This window comes from Streptomyces sp. DSM 116793, from assembly GCF_057320905.1.
Genome location: NZ_CM170494.1, coordinates 415,272 through 431,043, shown reverse-complemented (window position 1 = coordinate 431,043; position 15,772 = coordinate 415,272). Strand labels below are relative to the sequence as shown.

The following is a 15,772-nucleotide window of genomic DNA, read 5'->3' as shown; positions in this document are numbered from 1 at the left end:
GGAGGATTCGCACAACACCACACGCCCAAGGTGTGGGTATTGCCACAGGCTGGGTAGCCGAGGCGGCGGTTAGGGTCTGTGCATTGCCTACAAAACCACCTCTGCCCTTCCGGAGCCCCGCATGCCCACAGCGCCCTTCGACTGGATCGACGCGCAGGCCCGCGAGCGCGATGCCGCCGGTCTGGTCCGCTCCCTCCGCCCCCGGGCGCCGGGCGCCCAGCGGCTCGATCTGGCCGGCAACGACTACCTGGGCCTCGCCCGCCACCCGGAGGTCACGGCCGCGGCGGCCGAGGCGGCCCGGCTCTGGGGTGCCGGGGCCACCGGTTCCCGGCTGGTCACGGGCACCACGGAGCTGCACGCGGAGCTGGAGCGCGAACTGGCCGCGTTCTGCGGCGCCGAGGCCGCCCTGGTGTTCTCCTCCGGCTATGCGGCCAACCTCGCCGCCGTCACCTCGCTCGCCCCGCGCGGGAGCCTGATCGTCTCCGACGCGGGCAACCACGCCTCGCTCATCGACGGCTGCCGGCTGGCCCGCGGCGCCAAGCAGGTGGTGCCGCACGCGGACCCCGAGGCGGTGCGCAAGGCGCTGGCGGGGCATCGGGGACCCGCGATCGTAGTCTGCGACTCGGTGTTCTCGGTGGACGGCGACGCGATCCCGCTGGCCCCGCTCGCCGCCGTCTGCCGTGCCGAGGGCGCCGGCCTGGTGGTCGACGACGCGCACGGCTTCGGCGTGCTGGGCGACGGCGGCCGGGGCGCGCCCTGGGCTGCGGGGCTCGCCGGCGCCGGGGACACCGTCACCGTCGTGACCCTCTCCAAGGCCCTCGGCAGCCAGGGCGGCGCCGTGCTCGGCCCGGCCCGGGTGATCGACCACATCCTCAACACCGCGAGGACGTTCTTCTTCGACACCGGCCTCGCGCCGGCCGCGGTGGGTGCCGCACTGGCCGCCCTGCGGCTGCTGCGGCGCGAGCCCGACCGCCCGCGGCGCGCCCGCGCGGCCGCCACCGCCCTGCACACCCGCCTCACCGGCGCCGGCCTGACCGGCGCCCGCCCCGACGCGGCGGTGGTCTCCGTGCACGCCCCGTCCCCGCAGGAGGCGCTGGACTGGTCCGCCGCGTGCCGCGCCGTGGGCGTGGAGGTGGGCTGCTTCCGCCCGCCCTCCGTCTCCGACGGCATCTCCCGCGTCCGCCTCGCCGCCCGCGCCGACTTGACGGCGCGTGAGATCGACCGCGCCGTGGAGACGGTGCTGCGCACCGCGCCCGAAGCCGCCGGGGCCCGCACCGGCCCGCCCGGGTGTGAGGACGTGAGGGGAGGGTGAGGAATCGGCCAGTGCGGTGCTTGAGGACGGTCCCGTAGGGGAAGGAATCAGCCCGTCCTGGGGGTGCCTCGCAGGCCCTTGAGGCTCCCCGTGTCCTGAAGGCCTGGGAGGTGTCCGCAGGGGGCAGCCCCCCGGACGTTCGGGGACGAGCCCACCGGGCGATCAGCGAGCCGGTCTCCCGACGGACGGCTGGCCGGGGGCGAAGGGCACGCACAACCGCATCGAGGTCCGATCCACCCCGGGCACACCAGAAGGGACCCGCCATGGAGCGAGCGGCGATCCGGCTGAGGGGACTGACGAAGACCTTCGGCCCGGTGCAGGCGGTGGCCGGGGTCGACCTAACCGTGTCCGACGGCGAGTTCTTCTCGATGCTGGGGCCCTCGGGCTCCGGCAAGACCACGGTGCTGCGCCTGGTCGCGGGGTTCGAGACACCCACGTCGGGCTCGATCGAGCTGGCGGGCCGCGACGTGACCCGCCTCGCGCCCTTCGAGCGCGACGTGCACACGGTCTTCCAGGACTACGCGCTCTTCCCGCACATGACGGTCGAGCAGAACATCGCGTATCCGCTCAGGATCCGGGGCGTGCCGAAGCCGGAGCGGCTGCGCCGGGCCGGTGAGGCGCTGGAACTGGTGCGGCTCACCGGCTACGGCGGGCGGCGCCCCGCGCAGCTCTCCGGCGGCCAGCGGCAGCGCGTGGGGCTCGCCCGCGCACTGGTGGGCCGCCCGCGGGTGCTGCTCCTGGACGAGCCGCTGGGCGCCCTCGACCTGAAGCTGCGCGAAGAGATGCAGACAGAGCTCAAGCAACTCCAGCGGGAGGTGGGCATCACGTTCGTGTTCGTCACCCACGACCAGGAGGAGGCGCTGGCGATGAGCGACCGGATAGCCGTCTTCCACCGGGGCCGGGTGGAGCAGGCCGGCACGCCCGCGGAAATCTACGAGCGGCCGGCGAACGCCTTCGTGGCGGGTTTCGTCGGCACCTCCAACCTGCTCACCGGCGAGGTCGCCAAGCGGCTCCTCGGCGCCTCGGGGACCTTCAGCGTCCGCCCCGAGAAGATCGTCCTGACGGCCGGCACCGGCGTCCGGGACGGCCCCGAGCACATCGCGGCCTCGGGCACCGTCGCCGACGTCGTCTACCTCGGCGACACGACCCGGTTCCTGGTCGACCTGGACGCCGGCGGCAGCCTCACCGTCCTCCAGCAGAACCTCCAGGCCTCGTCCGAGGACGTCGCCGCCCACCGGGGCGCCCGCGTCGGCCTCCGCTGGCACCGCCGGCACACCGTCCCGATCCCGGACCCCGGCTGACCACCCCACCGTACGTACGCCCCGCCAGTCCCCTCACGTCTGGAGAATGTCGTGCGCGTGAACCCCGCTCTCAAGGCCGCAGCGACCGTCGCTGCGCTTCTCGTGGCCACCGCCTGCGGATCCTCCGACTCCGGCGGCTCCTCGCGGTCGCCGGGCGCCGGCGGACTCCATCCGCCGCACCTCAAGGCGCAGTCCGAGCTGGGCAGGACGGAGGGACAGGTCAACCTGATCGCCTGGGCCGGCTATGTCGAGGACGGCTCGAACGACCCCGAGGTGGACTGGGTCACCGACTTCGAGAAACGCACCGGCTGCCGCGTCAACGCCAAGACGGCGGCCACCTCCGACGAGATGGTGTCGCTGATGAAGACCGGCGACTACGATGCCGTGTCGGCCTCCGGCGACGCCTCGCTCCGCCTGATCGCCTCCGGCGACGCGGCCCCCGTCAACACCAAGCTGGTGCCCGACTACACGGACGTCTTCGCCGGGCTGAAGAACCAGCCCTGGAACTCCGTGGACGGCGTCCCCTACGGCATTCCGCACGGCCGCGGCGCCAACCTCCTCATGTACAACACCCAGAAGGTCACCCCGGCCCCCGACTCGTGGTCCGCGGTCTTCGACGACGCCTCCCGGTACAAGGGCAGGGTCACCGCTTACGACTCGCCGATCTACATCGCGGACGCCGCGCTGTACCTGATGGCCACCAAGCCGGGCCTCGGCATCAAGAACCCGTACGCCCTGGACCAGAAGCAGTTCGACGCCTCGGTGGACCTGCTGAGGAAGCAGAACGCGGACGTCGGCGAGTACTGGAGCGACTACCTCAAGGAGATCTCCGCCTTCAAGAGCGGCGACTCGGTCGTCGGCACCGCCTGGCAGGTCATCGCCAACCTCGCCGCATCCGAGGGCGCCAAGGTCAAGGCCGTGCTGCCCAAGGAGGGTGCCACCGGCTGGTCCGACACCTGGATGCTGGCCGCCAGGGCCAAGCACCCCAACTGCGCCTACAAGTGGTTCGACTGGATCATCTCGCCGAAGGTCAACGCCCAGGTCGCCGAGTACTTCGGCGAGGCCCCCTCGAACGCCAGGGCCTGTGCCGAGACCGCCGACAGGAACCACTGCGCGGTCTTCCACGCGAGCGACGAGCGGTACTGGAAGAAGGTGCACTACTGGACCACGCCCATCGAGCAGTGCCTCGACGGCCGCACCGACGTCCGGTGCGTGCCGTACGCGAAGTGGGTGCAGGCCTGGAACGAGATCAAGGGCTGACGCCATGACGTCGACCGGGCAGGCCGCCGGAGGGGTCCGGCGGCTCGCCGGGGCGCTGCACCGCCGTCCACGGCTGCGCCTGTCGCTGCTGCTCTCCGCGCCGCTGCTGTGGCTGGTGGTGGCCTACCTCGGCTCCCTCGCGGCGCTGTTCCTCTCCGCGTTCTGGACCACGGACTCCTTCACGTCCGAGGTCGTGAAGGTGTGGTCCACGGAGAACTTCTCGTCCCTGCTCTCCGATCCGCTGTACCGGAGGGTCGCGCTGCGCAGCGTCGGGGTGGCGCTCGCCGTCACCGTGCTCTGCGCCGTCATCGCGTTCCCCGTCGCCTTCTACACGGCCCGGGTGGCGCGCCCCAGGCGGCGGCCGCTGCTGGTGGCGGCGATCCTCACCCCGCTGTGGGCCAGCTACCTGGTGAAGGTCTACGCGTGGCGGCTCATCCTGGCCACCGGCGGACCGCTCGACTGGGCGCTGGCGCCGCTCGGCCTGAGCGGTCCGGGGTACGGACTCGCCGCCACCGTCGTCGTGCTGACCTACCTCTGGCTGCCGTACATGATCCTGCCGATCCACGCCGGGCTCGAACGGCTCCCGGAGAGCCTGCTGGACGCCTCCGCCGACCTCGGGGCGCGCTCGTGGCGCACCTTCCGGTCGGTGGTGCTGCCGATGGTGCTGCCCTCGGTGGCCGCGGGCTCGGTCTTCACGTTCTCGCTCAGCCTTGGCGACTACATCACCGTGCAGATCGTCGGCGGCAAGACGCAGTTGATCGGCAACCTCGTCTACTCGAACGTCACGCTGAACCTGCCCCTGGCCGCGGCGCTCGGCATGGTCCCCGTCGTCGTCATCGTGCTCTACCTGCTGGCGGTGCGCCGCACCGGCGCGCTGAGCGGCCTCTGAGGCAGTCCATGAGGAGGATCGAGCCATGCGCCTCACGCGTTCCGCGCGCATAGCGCTGCGCGCCGTCGCGGCCCTGGGTTTCGCGGTCGTCTACCTGCCGCTGCTGGTCGTCCTGTTGAACTCCTTCAACCGGGACCGCAGCGCCGGCTGGCCGCCGTCCGGCCTCACCCTGCACTGGTGGGCGGCGGCCTGGCAGAACTCCGGTGCCAGGCACGCGCTGTGGACGTCCGTGCAGGCGGGTGCCGCGGCCACCGCGGTTGCCCTGGCGCTCGGCACGCTGATCGCGTTCGCGGTGCAGCGGCATGCGTTCTTCGGGCGCGAGGCGGTCTCGTTCGCCGTGGTGCTGCCCATCGCGCTGCCCGGCATCGTCACCGGGATCGCGCTGAACTCCGCCATCAAGACGGTACTGGAGCCGCTGGGCGTCCAACTGGGCCTGTTCACGGTCGTCGTCGGCCACGCCACCTTCTGCGTGGTGGTGGTCTTCAACAACGTTGTGGCACGGCTGCGCAGGGCGCCCGGATCCGTCGAGGAGGCCGCGATGGACCTGGGCGCCCACACCTTCCGGGCCTTCGCCGACATCACCTTCCCGCTGGTGCGCTCCGCGCTGGCCGCCGGCGGGCTGCTGGCGTTCGCGCTGTCCTTCGACGAGATCGTGGTGACGACCTTCACGGCGGGGCCGGGAGTGCAGACCCTGCCCCTGTGGATCTTCGACAACATGGCACGACCCCAGCAGGCCCCGGTGGTCAACGTGGTGGCGGCGGTGCTGGTGCTGGTGTCCGTGCTGCCGATCTACCTTGCGCAGCGGCTCGCCTCCGACACCGCGCCGGGCAGCAGGATCTGACCGGCGGCCCGCCTCAGCGCACGCCCGTGAGGAAGGCCCGCCACGCGCCGGGCGAGAACAACACGGCGGGCCCCGCGGGCCGCTTGGAGTCCCGCACCGCCAGCAGCCCGGCCCCCGGACCCGCCGTCAGCGCGGCCGCCTCCACGCAGTTGTTCGCTCCCGTGCTGTGGCTGCTGCGGCGCCACGCTGCGCCGTGCAGTGCGGTGCTGGACGGTACGTGCCGAAACCGTGCGGCCATAAGAGTGCTCCCTACGCTCCCTCGCCGACGCGGGCGATGAATTCCAGTGAATCCTCGGGGGAAAGGGCGTACCCCTGAAGTGAGGTGAAGGCAACTGTGTACGCCCAGAGGTCTTCTTTCCGCTCCAGATAGAGGCTACTCGTTAAATGGTCGAGAACGACGACATCGAGATCGGAAATGTTCGGAAAAGATAGAACAACAAAGGGGCCGGTGACCCCGATGTGCGCCCCGGCGGCGAACGGCAGGACCTGGAGCCGTACATGCGGCCGGCCCCCGGCCTCCAGCAGCGCCCGCAGCTGACGGCCCATCACCGCGGCGCCGCCCACCGAGCGCCGCAGCACGGCCTCGTCCAGCACCGCGCTGAACTGCACCGGCGGCTCCGCACGCAGCACGTCCTGGCGCGCCAGACGCACCTCCACCAGCGCCTCCACGCGGTCGTCCGGCGCGGAGCCCAGCGCGGCCCTCGTCACGGCGCGGGCGTAGTCAGGCGTCTGCAGCAGCCCCGGCACCACCGAGGTCTCCAGCGTCCGCACCCGGCACGCCTGTGCCTCCAGGCTGATGAAGTCCCGATAGGCGGGCGGCAGCAGACCCCGGTAGGCATGCCACCAGTCGTGCCGCCCGCCGTCGTGCTCCGAGCCCGCGAGGGCCGCCAGGAGCTGGCGCTGCCCCGGGTCCGTCACCCCGTAGGCGTCCAGCAGCAGGCGTACGTCGCCGGGGCGCACCCCGCTCCTGCCGGTCTCGATCCGGCTCACCTTCGACTGGTGCCAGCCGACGAGCGCCGCGGCTCCGCCGCTGGTGAGCCCGGCGCCCAGCCGCAGGGCGCGCAGTTCGGCACCGAGTCTTCGCCGGCGCACCGCGGGACCGTACCGCATGGCCGTCTCCTCTCCGACTCTCCCCGGGCCGCCTCGGACAGCAGCCCGCTCGCTAGAGGAAGCGCCCTGCCGCGCCCAAATACGGTCGATCGCAGCAGAGTTCACCGCATCGAGGGACAGATATATGCACTTCTCGGTGGATCGGCACCCCTGACCGGTGGGCGGGTGGCAGTCTGGCGCCCAGCACCGGTCCGGGGCCGCCCCTCGAGCCATCCGCCATGTGTCGGAGCTCGGCCCCGGTGGGAAAGGGACGACGCCGTCATGGCAGACCTTCAGGAAGCATCCGTCACTCTGCCGAGCGATCCAGCCTCGGTCTCCGCAGCGCGCACCTACGTCGGCAACCTCCTCACCCAGTGGGGGCTGCCCGGGGAGGCGGACGTGGCCGACACCGTGCGGCTGATCGTCTCCGAGCTCGCCACCAACGCCGTTCAGCACACCCTCGGACAGTCGCCCACCTTCACGATCGACGTCGCACTGGAGCGCGACGAGCAGCTCCGCATCGGCGTCACCGACAGCCACCCGCGGCACCCCAAGCGGTTGCCCGCCGCCGTCCAGCAGGACAACGGCCGGGGCATGGTGATCATCCGCTGGCTGATCGCGGAGTACGGCGGCCGGCTCTTCGTCGACCCCACCCCCGAGGGCGGCAAGACGGTGTGGATCACCCTGCCCTGGGTGGCCCCTGTGCGGGAGGGCCCGTTCACCGGGTAGGGCACGGCCTACCGGGTAGGGCCACCGCCCGGCGGGCCGTCTGCCGGCGCGGAGGGCCGGCCCGGGGCGGCCGTCCGGCGTCGTGCGAGCATGGGCATGACACCCCACAGGCCGGTGTGCAGCAGGAACACCCCGATGCCCGTCACGATCCCCGCCGCCCTGCCGAGCGCCACGTCCACGACCAGCAGCACCGATCCGGTCACCGCCAGCGCAAGCGTGGCCATGCCGACGATGGCGAGCCGCGAGGACATCTCCACGATCTGCGGCTTGGCGTGCCGCCGGAACAGCCAGCGGTGCAGCGCCGCGGGCGCCATGAACAGCGCCGTGGCGAGCACCGCGAGCAGCAGCGTCCCCACGTACACGCCCCGCTGGGCGTCGTCCAGCGAGGGGAAGCGGGGCGTGAAGGCCAGGGTGAGCAGGAAGGCGGAGAGGATCTGCACCCCGGTCTGCGTGACCCGCAACTCCTGCAGCAGCTCGGAGAAGTTGCGGTCCGCCCGCTCCATCGGGGTCTCATTGCGTGCGTGCTCTGCAGGCTGCTCGTCCATAACGCCATGAGTAACCCGTCCGGCGCACGCGTACGCCCGCCGGCGCGAGCGTCACGCGGAAGGCCCGTCGGCGTGCCGGTCCGGCACCGTGACCCGGGCGGCGCGCCGCTCGCCGTCCAGGACGCGCAGCGCACGCGTCAGGGTCTCGGCATGCAGCTCGCTCTCGCCGCGCTGGTGCATCAGCACCAGCGCGTCCCGGAGCGTGGCAGCCTTGGACACCAGCGCCTGGGCGGCGCGCAGGCCGCTGTAGGTGTCGCCGGCGCGGGCCGGGTTGATGCGGCCCAGCAGGTCCACGACCGCCAGGTAGCTGTCGATCAGGTCGCCCTCTGCCCGGGTGAGGGCGGGCAGCGGGGGAAGCTCGGGTGGCAGCATCGGCACCTCACTTCGCATCGAAGTACGAGTCCGAACTCCTGCGGTTGGGCACGACGCGGTCCGCCAGGCCGTACTCGACCGCCTGCTGGGCGTCGAGGATCTTGTCCCGCTCGATGTCGATGCTGATCTGCTCCTTGCTCCTGCCGGTGTGCCGGGCGAGCATCTCCTCCAGCAGCGAGCGGGTGCGCAGGATCTCGTCCGCCTGGATGGCCAGGTCCGAGGCCTGGCCCTCGATGGGCTCGGCGAACTCCGGCTGGTGGATCAGCACCCGGGCGTCCGGCAGCGCGGACCGCTTGCCGTGGGTGCCCGCGGCCAGCAGCACCGCGGCCGCCGACCCCGCCTGGCCGAGGCAGATGGTCTCCACCTCGCAGGTGACGAACTGCATGGTGTCGTAGATCGCCGTCATGGCGCTGAAGGAGCCGCCGGGGGAGTTGATGTACAGCGAGATGTCCCGGTCCGGCGCCAGGTACTCGAGGTGCATGAACTGCGCCATCACATCGTTCGCCGAGGTGTCGTCGATCGGGGTGCCGAGGAAGACGATCCGCTCGTCCAGCAGCTTGGAGTACGGATCCAGCGTGCGCTGGCCCATGCTGGTGCGTTCGGTGAACTCGGGCAGGACATAGCGGCCGGTGGGACCGGAAGAACCGGACGGACGGGTCATGGCAGCGCCTCCTGGGAGCGGCGGTCTCCGTGGGTGCACGCCTCAGCGAGGCGCGTCTCACACCCCTGTAAAAAATGTACAGGATGTACGTGACGTTATGATGAGGAGCATGGCCTACGAGATTCCGGTGACGCAAGCGCGGGCAGAGCTCGCCGATCTGATCAATCGCGTCGTCTACGGCGGTGAACGAGTGGTCGTCACCCGGCACGGCAAACCTCTGGTCGCCCTGGTATCGGCCGCCGACCTGCGACGTCTCGAAGAGGAGCAGGGCGCGGTCGGGGAGCAGGTGATCAGCTCGGTGTCCGCGATCGGCGCGGTGCCGTCCGCTCCCGGTGAACCCCAGAGGTTCGGCATCGCCGCGGAGCACCGCAGTCCCGACGCCCACTGACCCGCCCCCTGGCGCCGCGGGGCGCGCCGGTGGGCGCCCCCGCGCGACCGGACGCGGTCAGCGCCGCGGATCCGCGGCATGGTCACCAGGGGTCCCATCGCCACGCCTGAGGGTCATTGGCGGCAGAGAGAATGATCGTTCATTCTTTGTCGGCGGGCGCCCACCGTCACATGGAGTCCCGACGTGGGTGTCGAGTCCTGGCATATGTAGAGAATGAACGTTCAACGATGAGCTGATCGCCGCGATCGTCAGGGAAGTGCAAGAGCTCCTGGGGGGCGTTCGAGGCGGCGGCACCGGAGGGGGCGTGAGTCGTCGTCCGGTGGAGGGTTCCGGGGTGGGCGGCGCCTGATCCGTGAGGCGTCCGTCCGCTTGTGGGTCGACTGTGCTCGCTTTATGGGTGGGATGTGCCCGGCAAAAGGGGTGTGTCTTATTAATTGCGCTTTTAGGTGAGTGATACGCCCTGACAGGGCCCGGTATTTCAGTCACTCATTGGCGGAAACGCAACTGGCCTCACAGAGGCAACCCGCCTAAGACTAAGAAAGGTTAAAGAAACCGCCAAGTAGGGAGGTCTGTCATGGGACTTGCGATCAACGTCGACATCTCGGGTTTTCGGAACCCTGAGGAGCCCGAGCTGGCCACCAGCGAGGTGCAGATGCTGAGCGACATCGAGGCGGAGAGCACCACGACCGACTCGCGCAACGCGGACGCCGTCTAGTCGGTGAACGGGGGCCGAGGCCAGTGCAGATGGCCTCGGCCCCCGTGCCGATTGTGCCCCCCTGCGCTGCCGCGCACAGCGGAACCCGCGAAGACGACAGCGCGAGCCGGCGAAGGCAGCCGCAGCCAGCGAAACCGACAGCCGCAGCCAGCCAATCCGACAGCCGGAACCGGCGGAGCCGACGGCCGGATGCCGCAGAGGTGCGAGCCGAACGCTCCTCCGGGCCGGCCCTCCGCGTGGTACCAGGACGACAGTCCCACGCCGAGAGACGAGAGAGAGGAGAGGGCCCCCGTGACCGCTTCAGCCCCCACGACCGTCACCGACGCCCCGCAGTACGGTGAGCGGGCCGCCTCCCTCGAAGAGGCCGAACGGCACGCGAGCGCCGCCGCCGCCGAGTTGGGCATGACGTGTTCCCTCAGGCCGCTGCCCGCCGGGGCCGCCGAGCCCGGTGCCTGGCGCTGCGACCTCCACCGTGACGGGGCGCCGGTGTCCAACGGCGTCGGCTTCGGCAAGGGCGCGGGAGCGGCGGCGCGGGTGGGCGCCGTCTTCGAGGCGTTCGAGCACCACCTCAGCGAGATGCCGCCCGTGGAACAGGTCGTGCTGTGCGACGCCCACCGGGTCGTCGCCGCCCTGGGCAGACAGGACGCCGTGCTCGCCCTGCTGGCGGACGGCCCCGACCGGCCGCTCGCCTGCCTGCCCTACCGCTCCGTGACGGGCGGCCCGGACACGGACGTGCCCGCATTCCTCTCGATGCCCGCCTACCTGGAGCAGCCGGCCGCGGCGCGTCACGCCTGCGGCGACGCCTACGACTACCGCGTGCTCTGCCGCTACTCGCTCAACAGCGGCTGGGCGGCCGGGGTGACACGCGCCGATGCCATGGTGCACGCCATCAACGAGATCATCGAGCGGGACGCGATGTCGCTGCTGCTGATCCGCCAGTTCCTCTCCCGCACGCCCCCACCGTTGCGCGTGCTGGACGCCGCCACCCTGCCCGCACCGCTGGCCGCGCTGCACCACGCCGCCGAGGAGTACGTCGGCGGCCGGGTGTGGCTGCTGGACATGACCAGCGACCTGGGCGTACCGGCCTACTGGGCCTATCTGCCCGCCGAGCCCGGCGCCGCGGCCCGGGTGCGCGGCTGTGGTGCGTCCCTCTCACCGGCGTACGCCGTGGAGCGCGCGCTGCACGAACTGATCCAGTTGGACAGCGGTGTCGCCGACGCCGAGGAGGAGGCGGCGGCGACGATCCACACCGAGGCCCACCCGGCGCTGCACCGTTGCTACCTCGCCGACTTCTCACCCCGTCTCGGGGACGCGCGCACCGTGCCGTTCCGGGCCGTCGAGAGCCCGCGCACTCCCCAGGGCCACCTGGACGCCCTGCTGGCGCTGCTGCGCCGGCACGGCCACGGCGCCTGGGTGTGGGACAGATACGTCAGCGACCACCTGGCCGTCGTCAACGTCTTCGTCCCCGGCATGGAACGCTTCATGGTCGTCACCGACGGCCAGGTCGTCCTTCCCGGCCCCCGCGGCCTCGCCGCGCGTGTCCGGGGGAACGGCACGGGGTGAGACCGGGCCCGGGATGCGCAGTCAGCGGCCGGACGCCCCTTCCCGGGCGGGGCGCATCGGGACGGGGCCGGGCACACGGGACGGGGCCGGGCACACGGGCCGGGACCGGGCGCGGCGCCGCGCGGGCAGGGAAGGGGTCCCGCTCGTCCGGAGGAGTGCCGCCTGGTCAGGAGCGGTGGCGGGCGAGCCAGGCGGCCTCGGCCGCGTAGTCGAAGAGGCCGGTCCCAACGTCGTATGCCCGGGCCAGGTCCGGGAACGCACTGCGCCAGTCGCGGCCGTGCAGCCGTGCGGTGAGCCACTCCACCGTCTCCGGCAGGGAGTCCCGGTAGGTGGTGACGGGACGGTAGCCGAGTTCGCGTTCGGCCGCGGTCATGTCGTAGACGACGGGGTGCGGGGTGGACCAGGGGGTGCCGCCGACGCCCGACGCCGGCGGCTCGCCCGGCAGCAGCACGGTCTCGGTCCGGACGCCCATGACCGCGTCGATCGCCGCGCCGATCTCCTGGACGGTCGGCGCCTCGGGATCGCCCGCGTTCAGCACCCGGGAGGCCGGGCGGGCCGCCGCCAGCCGGATCAGCTCGGCGAGCGTGTGCACGCTCACCGGGTGGAAGCGGCTCAGCCCGCGGTGCGCGAGCACCCGCACCCTCCTGCCGTCCAGATTCCGCTTCACGAAGTACAGCTCGCGGGGCGTCCGGCAGTGCGGCCCGTGGATCGCGCCCGCCCGCAGCAGCGTTGTCGGCAGCCGGTCGCCCGCGGCCGCCAACTCCCGCTCCAGGGCCACCTTCCGGGTGCCGTAGCTCTGCTCGCCGGCGGGCACCGTCCGCTGGCTCTCCGGGAGGGGCACCGGGTAGCGGGGGAAGCCGTCCGGCTCCTGCTGGGTGTCGAAGCTGCGGTTCTCGGCGTCCGCGTACACCGCCCCGCTGGAGATCACCACCGCGGAGCCGATCCGGTCGGCGAAGGACAGCAACTGCCCTGCTTCCGCCGGCCCGTAGGCGACCATGTCGACGAGCACGTCACAGCCCTCGCCGAGCACGGCCGCGAACGCGTCGTCGTCGGCGCGGTCCACGGGCACCGCCCTGACCTCGCCCGGCCATCCGTCATCCCGGCCGCCGCCGCGCGACGCCGCCGTCACCGTCCAGCCGTCCCCGGCGAGAGCCCGCACCGCGGCCCGTCCGATCTGGCCCGTCGCCCCGATCACCACTGCATGTCGTCCCATGCACGGACCGTATGAGCGGACCGGCCGGCGCGGCCAGCATGTTTCGCCGACCGCAGAGTGGCCGACGGCACCTGCGACGTCTCGGCGCCGGCACGGGGAGTCAGCTCAGCGGCATCCGCGGGAACTTCCTGCCGCGCTCGGCGCCGCCCGTCTCGCCCCCCTGCTCGGCGGCCTGCTCGGCCTTGACCACGGCCGCGTACTTGTCCACGTACTCCTGGCCCGACAACTCCAGGATGGCGTACATGATCTCGTCCGTGACCGCGCGCAGGATGGCCTTCTCCTCCTCCATGCCGTAGAAGCGGGAGAAGTCCAGCGGTGCGCCGAACCTGATCGTCACGGGGCGCAGGCTGGGCAGCACCTGGCCGGGCGGCTGCGCCTCGAAGGTGCCGATCATCGCGCACGGGACCACCGGGACCCGGGCCTTGAGCGCCATGGCGGCCACGCCGACCTTGCCCTTGTAAAGCCGGCCGTCGTGCGAGCGGGTGCCCTCCGGGTAGATGCCCAGCAACTCGCCCTTCCCCAGCACGCCCAGGCCCTCGCGGATGGCCGCCTGCCCGGCCTCCTTGCCCGACCGGTCCACCGGGATCTGGCCCACGCTGTGGAAGAACGCCGCGGTGAGCCGGCCCTTGATGCCGCCCCCGGTGAAGTACTCGGCCTTCGCCAGGAATGTGATACGCCGCTTCAGGATCGCCGGCATCAGGAAATGGTCGGAGAACGACAGATGATTTCCGGCGATGATCGCCGCGCCGGACGCCGGAACATGGTCCAGACCCTCGATCCTCGGCCGGAACAGCAACCGCAGCAGTGGGCCCAGGAACACGTACTTGAGCACGTAGTAGAACACGGGTGGCTCCCTGATGAGTCGGCTCCGGGCTGCGTACTGCGATTGCGTTCTGCCAGGTCACAGCGTGTTTAGGAGTGATCAGTGTAGGTCCAGGGGTCGTCGTCTGTAACCACTTCTGATCGGAGTCGTACGGACTCGTGACAGAAGAGCACCGCCGTTTCTGGGCACTCCTGACCGGGAGCGGTGCCGGCGCTTCCCGGGCGGGGGCGCGCGGGGGCTCGGAGGCACCGGGCACCGAGGGTCCCTCCTGCGCCGGGAGCGGGGCCGGGGCGGGCGGGAGCCGTTGCACGCCGTCCCATGCGGACCGCCGCCCAGCCGGTGGGGCGGGAGCCGAGGAGCCGGTGGTACCGGGGTGACGGCTGAGGCGGCGGACTGTCAGGGGAGCCGCTGCCGGGGACCGCGGGACGGGACGGTCGCCGGTGTGCGGCAGTTTCCGGTGCGATGTGCCGTGCCAGCCGGATGTTCGGGAGGGTGATTGCGTTGGCGATTATCCCCGGGAGCCAGGAGATTTATACGATTAATATCACGGATTTGAATGCGGGGGACTTCCCGAGGCGGTTCAGGAGGATTGCTGGCCGGAATCGTATGCGTTCCGCACGGTATCGGTCCGATGGATGAGCGGCAGGTCACGGGGCTCTTCCCGGATCCTCCGGGGGCGCCTGGGGCACACCACGGGATTCCCTCCGGGCGCGTCAAGCGGAGAATCGGACGAGGCCTTCCGGGTATGTCGACCTGCCGGTCTTGACGGTCTGATTTCCCTTCCCGTAGCGTTTTGCAAAGGCAGCCGCAGGACACGCTGCAGACGGTTGCACGATGACGGCGAGGGTGTGTGCCGGTGGAATTCCGGCCCGCATTCTCCGCGCAGGGGGAGAGCGTATTGAACAGGACACGGGCGGACACGGCCGTCCCCCGGGCCCCGGTCCGGGGCGCGCCTCCACCGCGGCTCGGTCGGCCGCGCGGGGCCCGCGTCGAGGCGGACCAGCTCCTGATGACCAAGGTCGGACTGCGTTTTCCGGCCGAGCTGAGTTTCGCGGAGTGGGAGCGTGCTGGACACCACCTCTCCCGCATCGTGGATTCCTCGGCCTGGTGCCTCGGCGACTGGCTGATGTACGGCAAGGAGCATTACGCCGACCGTTATCAGCGGGCCATTCGCGCCGCCGGACTCCAATACCAGACGTTGCGGAACTACGCATGGGTCGCCCGCCGGTTCCCGCTGCACCGCAGGCGCGCGCGACTGAGTTTTCAGCACCACGCGGAGGTGGCGTCGCTGCCGCTGGACAAGCAGGATCTGCTGCTCGACCAGGCCGAGCGGCTGAAGTGGACCACCAAGCAACTCCGGGGTCATATCCAGGACGAGCGCTCCGGCGCCAAGGGGCCGCGGCAGGAGTTCGCGCTGATTCCCCGGATCCAGGTGCCGAGCAGCCGTCTGGTGTCCTGGCGCAGAGCCGCCCATCACTCGGGCACCGAATTCGACCACTGGGTGCTGACGGCACTCGACCGCGCCGCGGAACAGGAGTTGGGCGAGCTGCCGGACGAGTGAGGGCGGATCCGCCGCCCCTGCGGTGCCCGATCCGCCCCCTGCGGTGCCCGGTGGGCCCTCGTTGCCCTCGGTGGCCCGTTGCCCGCCGGCCCGTTGCCCGCCGGCCCGTTGCTCCCGTGGTCCGTCGCTCGCGTGGTGCGCCACCGGGTGGCGGTGCCTGGTCGTTGGGCGGGTGGGTCTGTGCGGGCCGTGCCGATCCCGGCCGGCCTGGGCGTGTTCCGTGCCGCGCCGGTGCGCAAGGTGTCTTCCGCGCCGTACCGTCCGCCCGGATGCCTTCCGCGCGGTGCCGTCCGACCGACTGCGTTCCGCCTCGCGGACGTACGGGGCTGCCCGGACCTGCCGCCCGTGTACGTGCCGTCGCCTGGCGCCCGGTGCCGGCGGATGCGGCCCACCGCCGGCACCGGGCTGTCGACGCGCGGCTCCGCACGCACGATGGCCCGGAACGCGCCGGGACCCGCGGGCGGCGGAGGCCGGACGGCCGCCCGGCGGCGGTCGGTTGGCGGTCGGACG

17 protein-coding genes are annotated in these 15,772 nt (G+C 71.7%); 10 read left to right on the top strand and 7 right to left on the bottom strand.

Features of this window, described 5'->3' with window-relative positions; genetic code table 11:
- Positions 1–121 precede the first annotated feature (121 nt).
- The 5 genes from ACSMXW_RS01885 to ACSMXW_RS01865 all read left to right on the top strand — a co-directional run bounded on the left by ACSMXW_RS01885 (position 122) and on the right by ACSMXW_RS01865 (position 5,603).
- Positions 122–1,312, top strand: coding sequence for an 8-amino-7-oxononanoate synthase (locus tag ACSMXW_RS01885; protein WP_485803491.1), 1,191 nt, complete (start codon positions 122–124; stop codon positions 1,310–1,312).
- Positions 1,313–1,575: 263 nt separating this feature from the next.
- Positions 1,576–2,613: an ABC transporter ATP-binding protein gene (locus ACSMXW_RS01880; protein ID WP_485803489.1), complete on the top strand. Its 1,038-nt coding sequence runs from the start codon at positions 1,576–1,578 to the stop codon at positions 2,611–2,613.
- Between the two features lie 57 nt (positions 2,614–2,670).
- Positions 2,671–3,873: an ABC transporter substrate-binding protein gene (locus tag ACSMXW_RS01875; RefSeq protein ID WP_485803487.1), complete on the top strand. Its 1,203-nt coding sequence runs from the start codon at positions 2,671–2,673 to the stop codon at positions 3,871–3,873.
- A gap of 4 nt (positions 3,874–3,877) precedes the next feature.
- Positions 3,878–4,762, top strand: coding sequence for an ABC transporter permease (locus tag ACSMXW_RS01870; RefSeq protein WP_485803485.1), 885 nt, complete (start codon positions 3,878–3,880; stop codon positions 4,760–4,762).
- 25 nt (positions 4,763–4,787) lie between these two features.
- Entirely contained in the window at positions 4,788–5,603 is an 816-nt protein-coding gene (locus tag ACSMXW_RS01865; protein WP_485803483.1) for an ABC transporter permease, read from the top strand.
- 13 nt (positions 5,604–5,616) lie between these two features.
- On the opposite strand, the gene ACSMXW_RS01860 is transcribed toward ACSMXW_RS01865, so the two are convergent.
- On the bottom strand, positions 5,617–5,841 hold the full coding sequence (locus ACSMXW_RS01860) for a DUF397 domain-containing protein (protein ID WP_485803481.1): 225 nt from the start codon (positions 5,839–5,841) through the stop codon (positions 5,617–5,619).
- Between the two features lie 11 nt (positions 5,842–5,852).
- Positions 5,853–6,713, bottom strand: a complete 861-nt coding sequence (locus ACSMXW_RS01855; protein WP_485803479.1) for a helix-turn-helix domain-containing protein — start codon at positions 6,711–6,713, stop codon at positions 5,853–5,855.
- 261 nt (positions 6,714–6,974) lie between these two features.
- On the opposite strand from ACSMXW_RS01855, the gene ACSMXW_RS01850 reads away from it, so the two are divergent.
- On the top strand, positions 6,975–7,421 hold the full coding sequence (locus tag ACSMXW_RS01850) for an ATP-binding protein (protein ID WP_485803477.1): 447 nt from the start codon (positions 6,975–6,977) through the stop codon (positions 7,419–7,421).
- Positions 7,422–7,429: 8 nt separating this feature from the next.
- Here ACSMXW_RS01850 and ACSMXW_RS01845 read toward each other — a convergent pair whose 3' ends face one another.
- Genes ACSMXW_RS01845 through ACSMXW_RS01835 form a run of 3 tightly spaced genes read right to left on the bottom strand, consistent with a single transcriptional unit; the run spans position 7,430 to position 8,999 of the window.
- Entirely contained in the window at positions 7,430–7,966 is a 537-nt protein-coding gene (locus ACSMXW_RS01845) for a DUF6328 family protein (protein WP_485803475.1), read from the bottom strand.
- 51 nt (positions 7,967–8,017) lie between these two features.
- Complete coding sequence (locus ACSMXW_RS01840) at positions 8,018–8,338, bottom strand: hypothetical protein (protein ID WP_485803473.1); 321 nt, start codon at positions 8,336–8,338, stop codon at positions 8,018–8,020.
- A gap of 7 nt (positions 8,339–8,345) precedes the next feature.
- On the bottom strand, positions 8,346–8,999 hold the full coding sequence (locus tag ACSMXW_RS01835; protein WP_485803472.1) for an ATP-dependent Clp protease proteolytic subunit: 654 nt from the start codon (positions 8,997–8,999) through the stop codon (positions 8,346–8,348).
- 109 nt (positions 9,000–9,108) lie between these two features.
- Here ACSMXW_RS01835 and ACSMXW_RS01830 point away from each other — a divergent pair, with 109 nt between their 5' ends.
- The 3 genes from ACSMXW_RS01830 (at position 9,109) to ACSMXW_RS01820 (ending at position 11,665) form a co-directional block, all read left to right on the top strand.
- A complete protein-coding gene (locus ACSMXW_RS01830) occupies positions 9,109–9,387 on the top strand; it encodes a type II toxin-antitoxin system Phd/YefM family antitoxin (RefSeq protein WP_485803471.1) in 279 nt (92 codons plus the stop codon).
- A gap of 574 nt (positions 9,388–9,961) precedes the next feature.
- Positions 9,962–10,102: a hypothetical protein gene (locus tag ACSMXW_RS01825; RefSeq protein ID WP_485803469.1), complete on the top strand. Its 141-nt coding sequence runs from the start codon at positions 9,962–9,964 to the stop codon at positions 10,100–10,102.
- 291 nt (positions 10,103–10,393) lie between these two features.
- Complete coding sequence (locus tag ACSMXW_RS01820) at positions 10,394–11,665, top strand: YcaO-like family protein (RefSeq protein ID WP_485803468.1); 1,272 nt, start codon at positions 10,394–10,396, stop codon at positions 11,663–11,665.
- Between the two features lie 166 nt (positions 11,666–11,831).
- On the opposite strand, the gene ACSMXW_RS01815 is transcribed toward ACSMXW_RS01820, so the two are convergent.
- Together ACSMXW_RS01815 and ACSMXW_RS01810 are read right to left on the bottom strand one after the other, a co-directional pair.
- Positions 11,832–12,878, bottom strand: a complete 1,047-nt coding sequence (locus ACSMXW_RS01815; RefSeq protein ID WP_485803466.1) for an NAD-dependent epimerase/dehydratase family protein — start codon at positions 12,876–12,878, stop codon at positions 11,832–11,834.
- A 100-nt stretch (positions 12,879–12,978) separates the two neighbouring features.
- Positions 12,979–13,722: a lysophospholipid acyltransferase family protein gene (locus tag ACSMXW_RS01810; RefSeq protein WP_485803464.1), complete on the bottom strand. Its 744-nt coding sequence runs from the start codon at positions 13,720–13,722 to the stop codon at positions 12,979–12,981.
- Between the two features lie 988 nt (positions 13,723–14,710).
- Here ACSMXW_RS01810 and ACSMXW_RS01805 point away from each other — a divergent pair.
- Positions 14,711–15,262, top strand: coding sequence for an LmbU family transcriptional regulator (locus ACSMXW_RS01805; protein WP_485803463.1), 552 nt, complete (start codon positions 14,711–14,713; stop codon positions 15,260–15,262).
- Positions 15,263–15,772 lie beyond the last annotated feature (510 nt).